The following is a 19,194-nucleotide window of genomic DNA, read 5'->3' as shown; positions in this document are numbered from 1 at the left end:
AAGTGAAATTTAATTATTTTTAGTAAGAGTAATTGTTGAAGATTAATAATTTAAGAAACCTTTAACATTGTTTGGTGTTAAATAAAATGTTTTGTTTTTGTTGTTTGCCTTTATTTTGATAATATTTTGCTGATCTTCAAAATCCCTAAATAGAATAGTATTGGTAACCTCGATAGAATTTAATTCCTTTATATCTGCAATTTCTAAATAAAAACGAACAATATCATTATCATATTCTTTGCCAATATATTCATAACCTTTGGGCTCACTATTAACCTTAATTTTAAAATGTTCAATCAAATAATTTAAATAATATTCATCTATATTTTTAACTTCTTTTTTGGTCGCTATATTTAAAGATGTTTTGTGATTTTTATTGAGCGTAAACTCAATATCATCAATAAATAAACCTAAGGTGATTTGAAGTGATTTTTGCGCTTTATTATGCTCAATTTCACATAAACTTATATAATATTTATGCAACGTAAATGCAAATAATGGAATTAATAAAAGAAGCGTTAGATATTTTTTAAATTTCATTTCATTTATTTTAAGGCTAATAAACAAAAAGCATTCTAAAGAAACAATTTACATTGTGTAATAAATATTACTAATTTTTAATTGAATTAAATTTTTTTGCTTGTAATATTAGAAAATTTTTGATCACAATTTCATTACTTTTATAATAATTATTTAAACCATTTCCTTCACAATAATCTAAAAATAAGTAAATATTATCTTCTGAAATATGAAGAGCTTCTTTGAAAAAAATAGCACCATATAAATTTTTGATAGTATTTGAGAAATCATTTTTTAAATGTTTTATTTCCTCATGCTCTATTTTTAATTCTAATCTTTTTGCTTTTCGTTTTAAACGATTTTTTTTAGTTAACATCATTAATATAGCAAAAGGATTAATTCCGCCGGCATTTGCGTTTGGGTCTGTTAATTTACGAGCATCAGGTGCTTTACTATTTGAAATTTCATCATTTTCAAAAATAGCTCCTTTAGTAACTGCAGCATCTCTCCAATTTATAAATACTTTTTTAGCGAGCATTACTTCGTCTAGCTGATAAAAATCAGGCTCTAAATAAACTGTAATTGTTCTTGAATTTATGTGAGTGTTTGAAATTTTAATTATTCTTTTTTGAAAAACAACAGATGAAAACATGATAGAATCTCCTTCTTTAGCATAAATTGTAAATAGACCATTCTCATTGCTTGAAGTTCCTAAATTTGAAGCTTTGTTTAAAATATTAATATCTTGCAAATAAATGGAATCGTATTTTACAATGCCACTAAGTTTTACATTTGTAGTTTGAGCATTAACGTTTATTAATGCTATTAAAAATGGTACAACTATAACATATTTACTAATCTTTAATTTCATTGTAACTTATACTTTCTTCTTTAAGAATTTCAATAATTTCTAATAGTTTATTGTTGTCAAATTTTTGACTAATATTTCTATACTCGCAATACGTTATAAAATTATGTATTTTGAATTCCGGTATTTTCAAATTGGTGATAAAATAATAATCTCCTAACGCTTTTCTTAATTTTATTGGAAATTGCTTTTGTTTAGATAGTTTACGTTTCAAAATTCTATTCATTGCAGATTTTCCATCAAATAAACTTGCAATATTTGCTCCTCCAGTAGGGAAGATTCCAACATTTGGAGCTGCTCTGGAACCATGTTGATCTTCAGGTAGATTTTTATATAAATCACTTAATTTATAAACAAAGTTATGTTTTGGAGTTGTGTCTTCAGGAATACCTTTAATATCAACATATAAATCACCCGTTAAATGTGTAATTGTTACCTCATTTAGCATTGTTACTGAAGTTGTTAATTCAAGAATAATTTCTTTTGAAGATATTAGTTTATTAGTTATTTTAATTTTTTTTCGTTCAAACTGAATAGAAGAAAATAGAAGTGTATCATTTAATTTAGTAGTAATTTCAAAAGAGCCATTATCATTACTAATAGTTCCTCTACCACTAGCCAAGTTAATAATATGAACATTACTAATTACTTGATTTTCACTAATAATTGTTCCATGGATTATTGTATTCTCTTGAGCAATACTATTTGTTGCCAGAAATATAAAACAAAGTAAAAAGGTTAGTCTTAAATGCATTCAACAAAGTAATAAGTTGAGTTCTTAAAATAGTATTAATACTTTGGTAAACTTTTGTTAATTATTGCAACTTGCGAATTCAATTTATATTCTTGAATATAAATTGAAAAACTAGATTTTATACGTTTTACTTTTCAATTTTATGATATAAAATACTTTCTTCACGCAATATTTTAATGACTTCTAATAGGTTGTTTTTATTATATTCTTCAATAATATTTTTGTATTCACAATAAGCTAAGAAATGATTAATTTTTTCTTCAGGAATTTTTAAATTATTTGTGAAATAATTGATTCCTAAATCTTTTATTATTTTGGAAGGAAAATCTTTTTTATTTTTTAATTCTCGTTTTAATTTTCGTACACCAATCATATAATAATCTGGAATAGTAGCACTTCCACCAGCTCCGTTCATTTTAATTGGGTCAGTTATATCTTGAGCATTTGGGGATTTTAAAAAACCGTGTTTGTCGTCAGGTAATTTTTTATCTAAATCACTTAATTTAAAAACAAAATTATGTTTAGGCATTGTGTCTTTTGGTTTTTTAGCTAAATCTAAATTCAAATTTCCTGTTAGACCATGTAAAAAGACTTCATCTAAATTATTAATAGATGGAATTAAAGATATCTCCATTATTTTTGAATTTAAATGTTTTTTGGTTACTGCTATTTTTATTTTTTCATATTGAATAGATGAAAATAGGATGGTATCATTGAGGTGTACTTTAATTTCAAATTCACCATTATCATTACTTATTGTTCCTGTTAAATCATTTAAATTAATGATATGTACATTATTCACAGATTCGTTAAAACTGAATATTTTTCCGGTAATAACAGGTTGCTTTTCTTGAGAATTAGAGTATATCGCAAAAAAAACGAAAATAAGTAAGTTGGTTAGTCTTAAATTCATCAAAACAAATTACGCTATTGAAATCTTAAAATTATATTAAACTCATTGTAAACTTATGTTAAATAGTGATTTTTCGTATATTTGATAAAACTTATTTTTAATGAAAAAATTATTGATTGCTAGCACTTCAACGGTTCACGGAAGGGGTTATTTAGAATATATATTACCACAACTTTCTGATTTTTTTAAGGGTATAAACGAAATTTTATTTATTCCATATGCAAGACCAAGTGGATTAACTCATGACGAATATACAAGTAGAGCTCAACAAGGATTCGAGAAAATTAATATTAAAATTAAAGGAATTCACGAGTATAAAAATCCAATTGACGCAGTTAATAATGCAAAAGCAATTTTTGTTGGAGGTGGTAATACCTTTTTATTGGTACAACAATTATATCAGCATAAATTAATTTCAACCATTAAAAATGTAGTTGAAAACGGTATTCCTTACTTTGGAACAAGTGCAGGAAGTGTAATTACGGGTGTAACAATGCAAAACACCAACGATATGCCAATAATTTATCCACCAAGTTTTGATACGTTAGGTTTTTTGAATTTTAATTTAAATTGTCATTATTTAGATCCAGATACTAATTCTACTCATATGGGAGAAACAAGAGAAACCCGTATTAATGAATATCATACTGTAAATAAAACACCAGTTTTAGGACTTAGAGAAGGTAGTTGGTTAAAAGTTGAGGGTAAAAAAGTGGTTTTAAAAGGGACTTTAAATGCACGTTTGTTTCAACAGAATAAACCAGCAGTAGAGTTTCCATCAGAAACTGATTTTAGTTTTTTAATGTAAATTTAAAAATGAAGCAACAATTTCAGCATCAGGCGAGTTTTTTATACTTGATGAAAGAATATCATATGTTTTTTTAATTTGAAGTGTATCAATTGTAGTAGATTTTAATTGATCGCGCAATAGCATTGGAGCAATATAAGATTCTTTATTCTGAATGATATAAGTATAACTAAAATCAACAAATTCTTTTTCAATTTTTTTCATTTCTTTATCAATTTCAGACAGTTTTTCATAATCATTTTCAAGTCTAGCTTTTTGAAATTGAGGGAATAAATAATCTATTTTTTTAAATATATTTTTAGCCGCTAGTTTGTATTCATTAAGTTTACTGTTTAAAGGTGAACCAAGAATTTTAGGGTCATTAACGGTTTCTGAATTTATGAAGATTTCAAATTTTGTATTTTCAATAATAAAAAGTGTAATTGAAGAATAATTTTCAAAAGTTAAAGCTAAACGCTCAGGAAATTCTACAATTCCTTTAAATTGAAAGTTGTTATTTAGAATTTCAGAAGAGTCTATTTTATAAAATGAATCTTCAATTATTTTATTTAAATAAACTTTTTCAGGATAAAAATTTTCTAAAGTACCTTTAATTTCAAACCCTTTAAAAGTAGAAGTTATTGTATTATTAGGTTGGTTTGTTTGTGAAACATTTTTTTTACACGAATAAAGCATGATACAGACAATACCAATGAAAAAAAAATGTTTCATAAAAGAATATAATTATTAGTAATTTAAATACTCCACTATTTCTAATCCATAACCAGTCATTCCAATACGTTTAGCTACAGATGGTGCATTTGATAAAACTCGTATTTTACTAATTTCTAAATCATGTAAAATTTGAGCTCCAATACCAAAGTCTTTATCGTCAGGCTTTATTTGAGGAACTTTATTCTCAATTTCTTTTTGAGCTTCTTTTAATAAAGACAGGCGATTTATTAAGTTAAAAGATTGGTTTTCTTGACTAATAAATACAGCCGCTCCTTTACCTGCGTCATTTATCATTTTAAAAACTCTAGAAAAAGTATCGTCTGGCTTACTTGTTAAAAGCCTTATAATATCATTATTGATTAAAGAGGAATTTACACGAACCATTACAGACTCATTATCTTCCCAAGATCCTTTTGTTAAAGCTAAATGAATTTGGTTATTAGTAGTTTGTTTATAGGCTCTTAAACGAAATTCACCAAAGCGAGTTTGAATTGGGAAATCTTCTATTTTATAAATTAAAGAATCGTATTTCATACGATAAGCAACTAAGTCTTCAATTGAAATAATTTTTAAATCGAATTTTTCAGCAACCTCTAATAATTGCGGAAGACGCGCCATTGTACCATCTTCATTCAAAATTTCGACTAAAATTCCTGAAGGTTGATAACCTGCTAAACGAGCTAAATCTATAGCCGCTTCTGTATGTCCAGTTCTACGTAAAACACCACCTTCTTTTGCTATTAATGGAAAAATATGGCCTGGTCTTCCAAAATCATCAGGTTTTATATTTTTTGAAGTTAATGCTTTAATAGTTTTTGCTCTGTCTTGTGCAGAAATACCTGTTGTACAACCATCACCAATTAAATCTATTGATACTGTAAATTGTGTATTGTGTAATACGGTGTTTTTATTTACCATAAGCGGTAAGTCTAACTCTTTACAACGAGGTTCTGTTAAAGGAGCGCAAATTAAGCCTCTACCATGTTTTGCCATAAAATTAATCATTTCAGCAGTAACACATTCAGCAGCAGCAATAAAATCACCTTCATTTTCTCTATCTTCATCATCAACTACAATAATCATTTTACCATTTTTAATATCTTCAATGGCTTCTAATATTGTATTTAATTTAATTTTATTTGTTGAACTTTCCATTTTTAGTTTGTTGATTTATTTTCTATTTTAATAAATAGTTTTTTTAGGTTATCAAGAATAGAATCAATATTAAATATACCCATTCCTTGAGTTGCTCTTCGGGTTAGTAGAATACCAAATGGTAATAGTATCAATGTTGAAAGCCAGCTTCCAAATAATGCAGAAATGGCACTTTCTTCAGATAAGTTACCTCCTAATTTTGAAATGAAAAAGTAAATAACAAAAATTACAATTGCCATTATCATGGGTAAGCCAAATCCACCTTTTCTAATAATTGAACCAAGCGGAGCTCCAATAAAGAAAAGAACCAAGCAGGCTAGTGAAAATGAAATCCTGTAATAAATCTCATGGTCATAAAGGTTTAGTAATTTTCTTTTGTCTTTGAAATTCTTTTTCTGACTTTTATTACGATCGGTTGTTCGTTTCAATAATTGAATTGACTCATTTAGAACTATACTTTTGTTTTTAAGAGTAAAATTATTAAGTATTATAGAATCTAGGTTATCGGGGATTAGAGAATCTTGATACTTATATAATTTTTTAGTTTCTATGATGTTAAAAAAATAATCTGCTTGGTTTTTGATGTACTCATCATAAGTTATTTTATTTCTTTTCGAAATAGAATCAAGCTGTACAATACTTAACATTCCATGGTGTTCCTTTATTTTTTCATCATCCAATGTAGAGTCATCGTTAAATGAAGAAATATCAATATTTATGGTGTATGTGTTAAATGTAGCTTTAGAAGCGGGCATTTTTGCTCTATCCTTTGGACGATAAGATTTGGTAATATGTTCTTCGTAATAATTACCATTTTCCAAAGTTAAAGTCATGTATTTACTACCTTCATCAGAAGAGATTATTCCCTTTTCAGCAGTAATAACTTTTATTTTCCCTTTTGCTTCACTTAAATCTGCAATTTGAACATTTTTTAGTAAGTTATCTTCTTCACCGTATTTTTCTTCAAATTTTATGCTATAACCAGGAATCTCTGTATTAAATGCTCCAGGAACCAACGCTAAGGCAGGTTTTTTCTTTTTCATATTCAAATACAAATTTTTCTGCTTAAGGGTTGCCCAAGGATAAATATTGTTTAAGAATACAAAGTTAAGTGCACTTATAAATAGAATTAAAAATATTAATGGTTTTATAACTCTTTTTAACGAAATACCTGCAGATTTGATTGCTGCCATTTCATAATTTTCAGATAAATCTCCTAATGCCATTATTGAGGACAATAATATTCCGATTGGCAACGCAGTAGGAGTTAGCATTAGAGCTAAATATCCAAGAAATCTTAAAATAAAAAATAGGTCGATCCCTTTTCCTGCAATTTCATCAAAAGCAAGCCACAAGGACTGCATGACTAAGACAAAAAGAACCACAAAAAATGTGGCTAAAAAAGGTTCTAAAAAACTTTTTAAAATGTATTTATCTAATGCTTTCAACGCTTTTATTTTGGTTCAGAGATTGTATATTTTTTTTGATCTCTGTATTTTGCTGTGTCAAAGATAAAAAGCTTTTCTGATAAAGGCTGATTTGTTTTGAAAGTTCTTACTTCAAGTGTTGTTATTGTGCCATTTTCACCTGTTTCAATCACATCGTAAATATGTTTAGTTTTTACATCTACACCAACAAGTACACTAATAATTTCAGAATTACTGTCAATAGGTCTAAGTTTAACATATTGTATTTTAATTCCTTTAATAGTTTTTAATTCATCCATTTTATAAGTGTAACCATTTTTATAGAATGAAAACATTTTTGAAGGTGTTAAAGCTTCTTCACTGTCTTTTGTTTGTTTTTGAATGATTACTTCTTCATCTTCATGAATAATTAGGTAGATTTTTTTACCATCAAATATTTGCTCAGTACCCATATAATTTAAATGGTACAAATCTTTTTTTAAAGTAACACTTCCTTTTGTTTCTTGATGAATTTCAGCATCAAAATTGTCTAATCTATGATTAAACTCAATATAAATGTTTTCATAAGTTTCTACTTTTTGAGCAACTTCATCTAATATTTTTTTTGCTTCATTAGAATTTTGACTAAAAGTTGAAATGCTAAAAAATGTAATTGCTAGTAATAATGCTATTTTTTTCATTCTATAAATTTATTATTCTTTATAATTATGTTGGTTCGTTATCTAATAATTGATTTAAAGCCATTTCATCTGAAATTAGAACTTGTCGAGCTTTACTGCCTTCAAATTGACCAACAATACCAGCAGCTTCTAATTGATCAATTAATCTACCAGCTCTGTTGTATCCTAACTTTAATTTTCGTTGCAATAAAGAGGCCGATCCTTGTTGTGCATGAACTATTACAAGTGCTGCATCTCTAAACAAAATATCTCTTTCGCTAATATTTATATCAAGACTTGTGCCAACTTCCTCGCCATAATATTCAGGTAGCATATATGCATCTGGGTAGGCGCGTTGTGAACCGATAAAATCAGTAATTTTTTCAATTTCTGGCGTATCAACAAATGCACATTGTATACGAATTAAATCATTTCCAGCTGAAAAAAGCATATCACCTTTCCCAATTAATTGATCTGCTCCAGAACTGTCAAGAATGGTTCTAGAATCAATCTTTGAAGTTACTCTAAATGCTGCTCTTGCAGGAAAATTGGCTTTTATAATACCTGTTATTACGTTTACAGACGGACGTTGAGTAGCAACAATTAAATGAATTCCAATAGCACGTGCTAACTGTGCTAAGCGAGCAATTGGAGTTTCAATTTCTTTTCCGGCTGTCATAATTAAATCAGCAAATTCATCAATAACTAAAACTATATATGGTAAAAATTTATGTCCGTCGTTTGGATTTAACTTACGAGATTTAAATTTAACATTGTATTCTTTTATATTACGAACCATTGCTAATTTTAATAAATCATAACGCGCATCCATTTCAATACATAATGAATTTAACGTATTTACAACTTTAGTAGTATCAGTTATTATTGCATCATCTGTATCTGGCAATTTTGCTAAATAATGACGCTCAATTTTATTAAATAGTGTTAGTTCAACTTTTTTAGGATCTACCAAAACAAATTTAACTTCTGCAGGGTGTTTTTTATACAATAATGAAGTTAACACAGCATTTAAACCTACTGATTTTCCTTGACCTGTTGCACCTGCCATTAATAAATGAGGCATTTTAGCCAAATCAATCACAAAAGTTTCATTTGAAATTGTTTTACCTAAAGCTATTGGTAATTCCATTTCTGAATTTTGAAATTTTGTTGAAGAAATAACAGATTTCATAGAAACCATTGTTGCTTTTTTATTAGGAACTTCAATCCCAATAGTACCTTTTCCTGGTATTGGAGCAATAATTCTAATTCCCATTGCAGAAAGTGATAGTGCAATATCGTCTTCTAAATTTTTTATTTTAGAAATACGTATACCAGCTTCAGGTACTATTTCATATAAGGTTACTGTTGGTCCAACAGTTGCTTTAATGCGTTCAATACCTATATTATAATTACTTAAAGTTTCTACAATTTTATTTTTATGCGCTTCTAATTCTTCTTGGTCAACAGAGATACTCTCATTATAATCTCTTAATAAATTTAAGGTTGGAAATTTATAATTACTTAATTCTAACGTTGGGTCAAATTCACCAAAATCTTTTACTAGCTTATCAGATAAATTCTCATCTACATGATTTTCTTCAACAATTTGTTCAACGGCAATTTCAACGTCCTTGTGTTCGGAGTTTTGTTTAAGAGTTATTTCTAATTCTTTTGAGGAATTATCGTGAATTGTAAAATTAGAATCATTTGATTCTTTTTTTATAGGCGGTTGTTTAATTTCTTTAATCTCTTCTAAAGGAACTGTTTTTTCGTTTGAAACATCTTCATTAATGGTTTCTTTATAACTATTTTTAGCTGTAAATAAACTATTTTTAATAACTTCAGGTGTCAATTTAAACCGAATTACTAAATAAGAAATAATTAAAAAGAATAGCACTAAAATTAATCCAACTTTTCCTAAAAATTGCTGTAAATAAATATTCATTTCAAATCCAATAATACCAGACAATAAAGAATTTTTATCTGATAAAAAACCAAATGAAATTGAAATCCAAAGAATTCCTAAAATTCCCCATCCCCAAGAATTTAGGACTCTTTTTAAACTTCCTTTTAAAAAGATAAAGAAGCCAGAAAAGAATAGGAGTACAGGTAAAAATAAGGCTGAAACACCAAAATTATTATAAATGAAAAAATGGCTGATACTTGCACCAATTTTCCCCAAAAGGTTTTTTACAGTTGTGTTTTTATCTGTAAAATTGGAAAGTTGACTTTGATCGTTTTGCCAATTAAAAAGGTATGAAATAAATGAAATTAATAAGAATATTGAAAATAACATCACAAACAAACCTAGTATAGTTTGAGTTTGTCTACTTCCAAAAAATGTTTTTGTTTTTTGGAAACGAGGTTTTGTTTCAGTTTTTGCTGTTGTTTTTGTTTTTTTAGCCATTTACTTTAGTATGACACAAAAATATGAAATTAATATGATTGTGGTTAAATTCCTAAATAAATTTAGGTAAGTAAATTATTAAACCGATAATTACAGCAAATATTGCAGCAAAAAATGCTGCTCCAGCCGAAATATCTTTAACTCTACCAATTTGTTTATGATATTCTGGGTGAATAAAGTCGGCAAGTTTTTCAATACCTGTATTTAAAGATTCTGCTACCAAAACAAGTCCAATAGATAAAACTTGGAACATCCATTCGGTAGCAGAAAGTTGCATTATAAAGCCAAAAATTGTCATGATTATGGCGATAATAACTTGTGCAATAATACTATTTTCAGAAGTAATTAAAATCCAAAAACCCTTGGCTGCATATTTTACAGATTGAATTCGGTTCAAAAAAAAATTACGTTCTGTATTCATAATTTATAGTGCTTTTAAAGCAGCTTCGTAATTAGGTTCATCAACAATTTCAGGAACTTGTTCTGAATAAGTTATAACTCCTTCTTCATTAACTACAACAATTGCTCTAGAATGTAAGTTTGCTAAAGGTCCATCTTCAATAGTTAAACCGTAAGCTTTTCCAAATTTTCCTTTTGCAAAATCAGATAATGTAATTACATTTTCTAATCCTTCTGCGCCACAAAAACGTGCTTGTGCAAATGGTAAATCTCTTGAAATACATAATACTTTAGTGTTTTCTAATTCACTAGCTTCTTTGTTAAACCTTCTAACTGAAGCAGCACAAGTACCAGTATCTAAACTTGGAAAAATATTTAGAATTAATTTTGAACCTTTAAAGTCTTTTAATTTCGCTTTTGATAAATCAGATTTAATTAAAGAGAATTTTGGAGCTTTTTTACCTACTTTAGGTAAGTTTCCTATTGTTTTAATTGAATTTCCTTTTAATGTTATTTTAGCCATAATAAATTTTTTTAAATTTCAAGTTTCAAAGTTAGGTTAAAAACTAAAAACTCCCGAGTTAATTCGAGAGTTTTTAACAATATATTTGATTTTTGTTAGTGATTCGATAAATAATCAGCAACACCTTCATGCGTTGCTTTTAAGCCTTCTTTTTCTGAAGTCCAGTTTGCAGGACAAGCCTCACCGTGTTCTTCGTTAAATTGTAATGCATCAACCATTCTTAAAGCTTCATCAACATTTCTTCCTAATGGTAAATCATTTACTACTTGGTGACGTACAATTCCTTCTTTATCAATTAAAAATAAACCACGATATGCAATTAATTCACCGCTAGCTTGCAATTGATCTTCATCATCATAAAAATAATCACCAGCTAAAACATCATAATTTTTAGAAATTGTTTTGTTTGTGTCAGCAACTAATGGATAAGTAACTCCTTGAATTCCACCTGTATTTTTTGGCATTTGTAACCATCCCCAGTGAGATTGCTCAGTATCAGTTGATACTGCAATCAATTGAACATTACGTTCTTGAAATTCTGCTAATTTTTCTTGAAAAGCAAAAAGTTCAGTAGGACATACGAATGTGAAATCTTTTGGGTAGAAGAATAATACTACATATTTCTTCCCCTCAAATTGTTCTAATGAATAATTTTCAACAAACTCCATTCCGTTTACTACTGCTTGCGCATTAAATTTTGGTGCTTTTTTTCCTACTAATACAGCCATTCTTATATTTTTTTATTTATGAATAATAATTTTTGTTACACAAATGTACATATTAAAAGGGTCTTTTAAAATAATGTTAATTTTAAATTTTTATGTTAAAATAGATTTTCTTTATTGTATCACCTTTCTAATTTAGTAATATGCATAATTCTTGTATCTTCGCAACTTATAAATTGATTAGAATTGACATTTAAAAATTATACTTCAGAGTTTAAAAATAATTTAAAATTGGCTACTCCAATTATGATGGGGTCATTAGGGCACTTATTAGTTGGCTTAATTGATGATATTATGGTGGGTAGATTAGGGCCAGTTGAATTGGCAGCAACTTCACTTGGTAATAGTCTAATTTTTATTGCGCTTTCTATTGGAATAGGGTTTTCATTCGCTATAACACCTTTAATTGCTGAATCTGATGGAGAAGGAGATAAAGAAAAAGGTAGAAGCATTTTTCAACATGGTTTACTATTAATGGTTATTTTAGGTGTTGCAGTGTTTATAATGTTACTACTTATAAAACCTATTTTGTACCATTTAGATCAACCTGAGGAAGTGGTTATTTTGGCAATTCCTTATTATGAAATTGTTGCGATTTCTATGATTCCATTAATGATTTTTCAAGGTTTGAAGCAGTTTACAGATGGCTTGTCAGAAACTAAATATGCTATGTATGCTACAATTTTAACAAATGTGGTTAACGTAATCTTGAATTTTGCATTAATTTATGGTCTTTGGATTTTTCCTCGTTTAGAAATAGTTGGAGCAGCATTAGGAACATTGATATCTAGAATTGTTATGGTAGTTTTCCTTTTTGTAGTTTTAATGAAAAAAGAAAAATTTGCTGTTTACATGAAAAGATTACAAATTCATGAGTTTAAGAAGAAAGTATTTGTGAAAATCATGAATTTAGGTTTTCCAACAGCATTACAGATGCTTTTTGAAGTAGGTTTATTTACGGCATCCGTTTTGTTAGCGGGTACATTAGGCGCATTACCACAAGCAGCAAATCAAATAGCATTAAAACTATCATCAACTACTTTTATGATGGCGGTTGGAATTGGAGTTGCTGCAACTGTTAGAGTTGGAAACCAAAAAGGATTGAAAAATTTTGTTGAATTAAGGCGTATTGCTTTTTCAAACTTTCTATTAGTATTAATTATAATGGTTGCATTTACAACTGGGTTTATAGTGTTTAAAGATGTTTTACCTTGGGTTTTTACTGATAATTTAGAAGTAATTGCAATGGCTTCAAGTTTATTAATTGTTGCAGGGCTATTTCAACTATCTGACGGTTTACAGGCTGTTATTTTAGGTGGTTTACGTGGATTACAAGATGTAAAGTGGCCTTCAATATTATCGTTTATTGCGTATTGGATAATTGGATTCCCAATTTGTTTTTATTTGGGAAAAGAGGATGTTCTTGGAACTTTGGGAATTTGGATTGGTTTGCTAACGGCATTAACTAGTTCAGCTATATTGCTGTTTTTAAGATTTAATTACTTAACTAATAAATTAATAAGAGAAAATAATGGAATTACCTAAATTTTTATTGGGAGATAATACGGATTGTGCAGATGCTATTTTTGTGATACATACTGAATTTCCAAGGTTTGTAATCAATTTAGTTGATGATGAAATTGAATGGTTTGAAGATTTTGATGGCGAAGATCAAGAAGAATTAGAAACTCAAGTAGCCGTTCTTATTGAATCAACTACAGCTTTTTATGATAGAGAAATGGAACGTTATAAAGAAGAATAGAACTTATTCTTCTTTATCATTTAATAAACTATAGGCTTGTCCAACCCAATCGTCTCGTTCAATTCTACCTGGGAAAAATTTTATTAAATCGGTAATTTCGGTGATATCTTTACTGTTAAAATTACTAATTTGTTTAAATGTAAATATCCCAATATTGTTCAATTTTTCTTCAATTGAGGTGCCTATCCCTTTTATTTGTTGCAAATTATCTTTTTCTTGAAATGTAGCTGTACCAATTCTATTAAAATTTAACCCGTTTTCATTTTCAAGGGGAACAGTTGTTAGCATTTCTACGCCGCCACGTTTAAAAGTTTGTGTTGCTCTAATTTTAGAAATATCATCAACAATATTTAAATCATCTTGTATTTCTGTATTTGTATTATGAGTATTCTTTTTTTCTTTTGATTTAATAAATCTTCCAAAAAATAAACCTATCAGAAAAGCCCCTAACATCCAACAAAAAATTTCTATTAGATGTGCTGTATTTGGATTTGAAAATATTGATAAAAGCATGCAATAATATTTAGTTAATTGTGATTTCTATTCTTCGGTTTATAGCTCTTCCTTTTTCTGTGAATTTTTCTGCAATTGGTTCTGATTCTCCTTTAGATAACGTTTCAAATATATTAGCATTTATGCCATTATTAATAAAATAGCCCTTTACTTCATTAGCTCTTGCTAATCCAATAATCAAATTATTATCATAATAACCTAAATTATCGGTATGCCCAGTAATTTGTACCTTTTTATCTGTGTGTTTTTTTAAATATTGTTTTAATAATAAGTTATAATCTATCAGTTCTTGGTTAGACATTAAACTATCATTTTTAAACTCAATATATAGCCTTCTATTAATAATTGTTAATTCTAAACTATCTATAATCTGTTTTTCTAGAGTATTGAATTTCATCTCAATTCCATCTGTGTAAATACCTTCCTTGTTAAATGAAAAACTAGAGATTTTACTAGAGATTTTAATTCTATGAGCGTTAATATGATGTTTTATCAATTCTTTTTTTACCAATTCAGCACGTTGAATACCAATATCAGTGTCAAGGTTATGATCAATCTCAGTTTCTAAATATTTTCCTGTAATAATAAGTTCTTTTGAATAATCGTTGGCTAAAATATGTTGAATGCTATCAGTTAAATAGGGTATTTTTAAAATACTTGAAACATTATTATTTTTATTATTTATAGTAAACCCTTCAGAAAAATTATAGAGAACAGCGTTGTTTGAGTCAATTATTGAAAATAATATGTTTTTTTGAAGAGTAGGTGTTTCCGGAGAATTCGAATTACAAGTGTTAAAAATTTTAGAGCTAATATAATAATGTGAAGTTAGGGCAATAAGTGCCCAAATTGAAAAAATTGTAAAAGCTTTAAAATAGTTTAGCATGTCTTATTTTTTAGCACGCTAAATTTAATAAAATATTTATAGTAATAAGGATAAAATGGTATGAAAATGATTAATAATGTTACTAAATAGTAATAAAACTACTTGTTTTTTGCAGATTCCACCAATTCAAGCTTATTTAGTGTGGTTTTTGTAGTGAAAAAGCCATAATTTATGAAAGCATTATTTTTTTCAATTTTTTCAATAGTTCCACAAGAATTGCTTCCAATAATTCGGATTTTATCATTAATTTTAAAAATGTAATCTGCTTTTTGTTTCGCTTCTTTTTTTGCTTCAGTTTTTTTAATTTCTCTAACTTTAATAACTTCAACTAATACCTCAGTTTCAACAGTTTTTAGTTTCTTCTCAACCTGTTGTTTTTCAATTATAGCTTGTTTTTTCTGAACTTTGGTTTTAACAACTGGTGGATTTCTTTTTAAATGTTTTGTTTTTTCAACAGTAACCCAATTGTTAAAATCGGATGTTAATTGTTTTTTATTATTTGTTTGAAAGTATTTATGAAGCAATTCATTTGTTTTTCTTCCGTAGGCAAGCATTTTTTGATTACTATCATATAATTCTTGAAAACTCTCTAGCTTATCTTGAATTTTTAGTTGTTTTTCATTTAAACTATCTGTTTGTTCAATAGCTTTCGATTTTTGTTTTTCTAAATTTTCTGAATTTTTTTGCAATTTATTACGTTCTTTTTGAAGATTGGAAATAGTTTTGTCTAATCGTACTTTTTCTCCATCAACTCTTTTCTTAGCTTTATTAATTAAACTAAAAGGAATTCCGTTTTTTTGTGCAACTTCAAAGGTAAAAGAGCTACCAGCCTGGCCAATAAACAATTTGTATAAAGGCTCCAATGTTTTTTCATCAAATTGCATATTGGCATTCGAAACATTTTCTAATTCACTAGCCAACACTTTTAAATTTGCGTAATGGGTTGTAATTATCCCATAAGCACCTTTTGTATAAAATTCTTCTAAAAATATTTCAGCCAATGCGCCACCAAGTTCAGGGTCACTTCCTGTTCCAAATTCATCAATTAAAAATAACGTGCTATCGTTACAATTACGTAAAAAATTACGCATATTTTTTAAACGATAACTATACGTACTTAATTGATTCTCAATAGATTGATTATCTCCAATATCTGTTAGTATTTTTTCAAAAAAGCAAGTTTCAGAATGTTCATGAACAGGAATTAATAAACCACTTTGTAGCATAACTTGTAGTAAACCAATAGTTTTTAAAGCAATACTTTTTCCACCAGCATTTGGCCCCGATATAACTATAATTTGTTGTTGTTTATTTAATTCAAGCGTTTGTGGAATTGTTTTTAATTTTTTTTGATTATTATTTACTAAAAGAATTGGGTGATAAGCATTTTTTAAAAAAACTTTTCTTTCTGAAGTAATTTTGGGCAATACTCCATTTATTTTATGTGCGTATTTTGCTTTTGAAGCAATCACATCCAATTTTGTTAAATAGCTTTGGTACGTAATTAAATCGGGGATAAATTCTCTTAAAGAATTTGTTAAGTTTTTTAAAATTTTAATAACTTCTTGATGCTCATCATACAGTAAATTTTGAAGCTCTCTGCTAAACTGTAAAGTAGCTTCTGGTGCAATATAAACAATGCTTCCTGTTTTAGAACTTCCAACTAAACTTCCTTTAATTTTTCTTCTATGCATTGCAATCACGGCTAAAACCCGTTGATTATCAACTACAGATTCTCGTATCTCATCTAAATAACCAGCACTGCTATATTGACTTAATGCTTTTGTGAAACTACTACCAATTTTAGAACGAACAGAATGAATTTCTCTTCTAATTTGTTTTAATACTTCAGAAGCATTTTCATTTATTTCTCCATAAGAAGTAATTATTTTTTCAATATTTTGAACTATTGGTTTTTGAAATTCTATGGTTAATGAAACATTAAATAGTGTAGGGTAGTAGTTCTTAAATTTTTTAAAAAATTGAAGCAATTCAAAAATAGTGTTTGTATTGTTTAATATTTTTAAAAAAGAAGCAGCTTCTAAATAGCTATTTTCAATATTTAGAATGTGTATTTCTTTTTGAATATCATCGAAATAGTGATTAGGAATTTTATTATCATTTATGTAAGTCGATAAATATTCGTTTACTTGAAGTAATTCAGGTTGCAGTTTTTGTAAAGATCCAAAAGGCCTTATATTTATTGTTTCATTTTTACCTAAGTCAGAAATACAAAACTCACTTACCGATTTTAAAACAGTCGCTAATTCTAAATCTATTAATGTTTTTTCTGAAATACTACTCATAAAAATTATTACTTTTGAAAAGTTAGACAAAAGTATTAATTTAAGATGAAAAGCAACAATGAAAGTGAAAATAGCTGAAAGCTGGGAGAATCTTTTAAAACCTGAGCTTGAAAAGGCTTATTTTAAACAACTTACAGATTTCATATCAGAAGAATATGTAACAAATACGTGTTTTCCAAAAGAAGAACAAATTTTTGAAGCGTTTAATTTATGCTCTTTTAGCGATTTAAAAGTGGTGATTATTGGACAAGATCCTTATCATGGAGTTGGGCAAGCTAACGGTTTGTGTTTTTCTGTAAATGAAGGAATTGCACATCCACCTTCATTAAAAAATATTTTCAAGGAAATTGAAACGGATTTAGGAATTCCATATCCTGAAAGTGGAAACTTAGAACGTTGGGCAAAACAAGGAGTTTTGTTATTAAATGCGACTTTAACAGTGAAGGCTCATGAAGCTGGCTCGCATCAAAAATTAGGTTGGGAACTTTTTACAGATGCAGTAATTTCTTTAATCTCAGAACAAAAAGAAAATGTGATTTTTATGCTTTGGGGAGGTTTTGCTAAAAAGAAAGGCAAAAAAATTAACCACCATAAACATTGTGTTTTAGCTACTGGGCATCCATCACCTTTAAGTGCAAACAGAGGTTTTTGGTTTGGTAATAAGCACTTTAGCAGTGCAAATAATTATTTAAAAAACAAAGGATTTACAGAAGTAAAATGGTGATAATTGTCATATAAGGATAGTGTAATATATGTTACTTTTACTTATAAATTAAATTAAAAAAAATGAAGAATCAAATTAAATTTTTTGCAGTAATATTTAGTGTTTTAGTGTTGTTTAGTTGTAAAGATAAAGAAGGCTATTCAAAAATTGAAAACAAACAAGAGCCAGCTAAATCAACTATTCATAAAATAGTAATTAATGAAACATTAGATGGTGGTAATTATACCTATCTTAATGTTGATGAAAGTGGAAATAAGTATTGGATGGCAATACCAAATACTCAGGTAAAAGTAGGTGATACATATTATTATGATGGAGGAATGCAAATGAAGGATTTTGAAAGTAAAGAATTAATGAAAACATTTGATTTTATAACTTTTGCAGAAGGAATAAGAACAAGTGAAAAATTGATTATTGAAAAACAAGTAAATCCTCATACAAATTCTGACACTTCTGAAATGGAAGCTATTAAAATTGAAAAACCAGCAAATGGAGTTTCTTTAAATGAATTATTTTCGGATAAGGAATCGTTTTCAACAAAATCTATTATAGTTAAAGGTAAAGTTGTGAAAGTTAATAATGGAATTATGGACAAAAATTGGATTCATATTATTGATGGAACTCAGTTTGAAGGTGAAAAGGACTTAGGAATAACTACACAGGATACTGTGAAAATTGGTGATATTATTACTTTTAAAGGAATTATTACTTTAAATAAGGATTTTGGACACGGATATGTATATCCTATATTAATGGAAGAAGGTACTTTAGTAAAATAATAGATACATTTTATAAAATAAAAAAAAGCACTTTTAAAGTGCTTTTTTTTTATTAACTAACTCAAATTTTATTAAATGAAAACAAAGCTCTTCAAGTTCTTTGCTTCTTAAAAGAGTATTACAATTCTTATGCCAAAAATTAATAAGCTATTGTTAATTAAAGGTTAAAGTAAATTATGTAATTAATAATTATACTAAATGTCTCTGTGCTTTATAGGAAGAACGAACTAAAGCGCCACTTTCAACATATTTAAAGCCCATTGCTTCTCCAATTTCTTTGTATTTATCAAATTGATCAGGTGTAATATATTCTATAACAGGTAAGTGTTTTTTGCTAGGTTGTAAATATT

The 19,194-nt window shown here is 27.7% G+C and carries 20 protein-coding genes and 1 pseudogene; 5 read left to right on the top strand and 16 right to left on the bottom strand.

Annotated elements, in window-relative coordinates; translation table 11 throughout:
- Positions 1-42: 42 nt before the first annotated feature.
- From Q0352_RS00105 to Q0352_RS00090, 4 genes are all read right to left on the bottom strand, one after another.
- Entirely contained in the window at positions 43-540 is a 498-nt protein-coding gene (locus Q0352_RS00105; protein WP_299521678.1) for a DUF6702 family protein, read from the bottom strand.
- Between the two features lie 70 nt (positions 541-610).
- Complete coding sequence (locus Q0352_RS00100) at positions 611-1,390, bottom strand: hypothetical protein (protein WP_299521676.1); 780 nt, start codon at positions 1,388-1,390, stop codon at positions 611-613.
- The gene (locus tag Q0352_RS00095; RefSeq protein ID WP_299521674.1) at positions 1,374-2,141 is read right to left on the bottom strand and encodes a carboxypeptidase-like regulatory domain-containing protein; all 768 of its coding nucleotides are present in this window, start codon (positions 2,139-2,141) and stop codon (positions 1,374-1,376) included. Before Q0352_RS00095 ends, Q0352_RS00100 begins: the two co-directional genes overlap by 17 nt.
- A 127-nt stretch (positions 2,142-2,268) precedes the next feature.
- The gene (locus Q0352_RS00090; protein ID WP_299521672.1) at positions 2,269-3,054 is read right to left on the bottom strand and encodes a carboxypeptidase-like regulatory domain-containing protein; all 786 of its coding nucleotides are present in this window, start codon (positions 3,052-3,054) and stop codon (positions 2,269-2,271) included.
- A gap of 100 nt (positions 3,055-3,154) precedes the next feature.
- Here Q0352_RS00090 and pepE point away from each other — a divergent pair, with 100 nt between their 5' ends.
- Positions 3,155-3,862, top strand: coding sequence for a dipeptidase PepE (gene pepE / locus Q0352_RS00085; protein ID WP_299521670.1), 708 nt, complete (start codon positions 3,155-3,157; stop codon positions 3,860-3,862).
- On the opposite strand, the gene Q0352_RS00080 is transcribed toward pepE, so the two are convergent.
- The 8 genes from Q0352_RS00080 to Q0352_RS00045 all read right to left on the bottom strand — a co-directional run bounded on the left by Q0352_RS00080 (position 3,854) and on the right by Q0352_RS00045 (position 11,877).
- Complete coding sequence (locus Q0352_RS00080) at positions 3,854-4,573, bottom strand: DUF4369 domain-containing protein (protein ID WP_299521668.1); 720 nt, start codon at positions 4,571-4,573, stop codon at positions 3,854-3,856. The genes pepE and Q0352_RS00080 overlap by 9 nt on opposite strands.
- 15 nt (positions 4,574-4,588) lie before the next feature.
- Positions 4,589-5,731 (bottom strand): 3,4-dihydroxy-2-butanone-4-phosphate synthase, encoded by a 1,143-nt coding sequence (gene ribB, locus Q0352_RS00075; RefSeq protein WP_299521666.1) that lies wholly within the window; start codon positions 5,729-5,731, stop codon positions 4,589-4,591.
- 2 nt (positions 5,732-5,733) lie between these two features.
- Positions 5,734-7,179, bottom strand: coding sequence for an LptF/LptG family permease (locus Q0352_RS00070; protein WP_299521664.1), 1,446 nt, complete (start codon positions 7,177-7,179; stop codon positions 5,734-5,736).
- Positions 7,180-7,184: 5 nt separating this feature from the next.
- The gene (locus Q0352_RS00065; protein ID WP_299521662.1) at positions 7,185-7,838 is read right to left on the bottom strand and encodes an outer membrane lipoprotein carrier protein LolA; all 654 of its coding nucleotides are present in this window, start codon (positions 7,836-7,838) and stop codon (positions 7,185-7,187) included.
- A 25-nt stretch (positions 7,839-7,863) separates the two neighbouring features.
- Positions 7,864-10,227 carry a DNA translocase FtsK gene (locus Q0352_RS00060; protein WP_299521660.1) on the bottom strand — a complete coding sequence of 788 codons (2,364 nt, stop codon included), beginning with the start codon at positions 10,225-10,227 and terminating at the stop codon, positions 7,864-7,866.
- Between the two features lie 52 nt (positions 10,228-10,279).
- The gene (locus Q0352_RS00055; RefSeq protein ID WP_299521658.1) at positions 10,280-10,648 is read right to left on the bottom strand and encodes a diacylglycerol kinase; all 369 of its coding nucleotides are present in this window, start codon (positions 10,646-10,648) and stop codon (positions 10,280-10,282) included.
- A gap of 3 nt (positions 10,649-10,651) precedes the next feature.
- A complete protein-coding gene (tpx, locus tag Q0352_RS00050; RefSeq protein ID WP_299521656.1) occupies positions 10,652-11,149 on the bottom strand; it encodes a thiol peroxidase in 498 nt (165 codons plus the stop codon).
- A 95-nt stretch (positions 11,150-11,244) separates the two neighbouring features.
- Entirely contained in the window at positions 11,245-11,877 is a 633-nt protein-coding gene (locus tag Q0352_RS00045; RefSeq protein ID WP_299521654.1) for a peroxiredoxin, read from the bottom strand.
- Positions 11,878-12,060: 183 nt separating this feature from the next.
- Between Q0352_RS00045 and Q0352_RS00040 the strand changes: the two genes are divergently transcribed.
- Positions 12,061-13,419 carry an MATE family efflux transporter gene (locus Q0352_RS00040; RefSeq protein ID WP_299521652.1) on the top strand — a complete coding sequence of 453 codons (1,359 nt, stop codon included), beginning with the start codon at positions 12,061-12,063 and terminating at the stop codon, positions 13,417-13,419.
- The gene (locus Q0352_RS00035; RefSeq protein WP_299521650.1) at positions 13,406-13,636 is read left to right on the top strand and encodes a hypothetical protein; all 231 of its coding nucleotides are present in this window, start codon (positions 13,406-13,408) and stop codon (positions 13,634-13,636) included. The genes Q0352_RS00040 and Q0352_RS00035 overlap by 14 nt, the downstream gene beginning before the upstream one ends.
- Before the next feature lie 3 nt (positions 13,637-13,639).
- On the opposite strand, the gene Q0352_RS00030 is transcribed toward Q0352_RS00035, so the two are convergent.
- The 3 genes from Q0352_RS00030 to Q0352_RS00020 form a co-directional block, all read right to left on the bottom strand.
- A complete protein-coding gene (locus tag Q0352_RS00030) occupies positions 13,640-14,149 on the bottom strand; it encodes a hypothetical protein (protein ID WP_299521648.1) in 510 nt (169 codons plus the stop codon).
- Positions 14,150-14,159: 10 nt separating this feature from the next.
- Positions 14,160-15,035 carry an OmpA family protein gene (locus Q0352_RS00025; protein WP_299521646.1) on the bottom strand — a complete coding sequence of 292 codons (876 nt, stop codon included), beginning with the start codon at positions 15,033-15,035 and terminating at the stop codon, positions 14,160-14,162.
- A gap of 98 nt (positions 15,036-15,133) precedes the next feature.
- Complete coding sequence (locus tag Q0352_RS00020) at positions 15,134-17,341, bottom strand: DNA mismatch repair protein MutS (protein ID WP_299521644.1); 2,208 nt, start codon at positions 17,339-17,341, stop codon at positions 15,134-15,136.
- 58 nt (positions 17,342-17,399) lie between these two features.
- Here Q0352_RS00020 and Q0352_RS00015 point away from each other — a divergent pair, with 58 nt between their 5' ends.
- Entirely contained in the window at positions 17,400-18,065 is a 666-nt protein-coding gene (locus Q0352_RS00015) for a uracil-DNA glycosylase (RefSeq protein WP_299521642.1), read from the top strand.
- Between the two features lie 62 nt (positions 18,066-18,127).
- Complete coding sequence (locus Q0352_RS00010) at positions 18,128-18,844, top strand: hypothetical protein (RefSeq protein ID WP_299521640.1); 717 nt, start codon at positions 18,128-18,130, stop codon at positions 18,842-18,844.
- 189 nt (positions 18,845-19,033) lie between these two features.
- On the opposite strand, the pseudogene Q0352_RS00005 reads toward Q0352_RS00010, so the two are convergent.
- Positions 19,034-19,194 (bottom strand): annotated as a pseudogene (locus tag Q0352_RS00005) (lipoyl synthase); the annotation flags it as partial.

It is taken from the genome of uncultured Lutibacter sp., from assembly GCF_937891065.1.
In the GTDB taxonomy this organism is placed as follows: domain Bacteria; phylum Bacteroidota; class Bacteroidia; order Flavobacteriales; family Flavobacteriaceae; genus Lutibacter.
The sequence above is the reverse complement of the archived record's forward strand: the minus strand, read 5'-3'. Positions and strand labels throughout refer to the sequence as shown.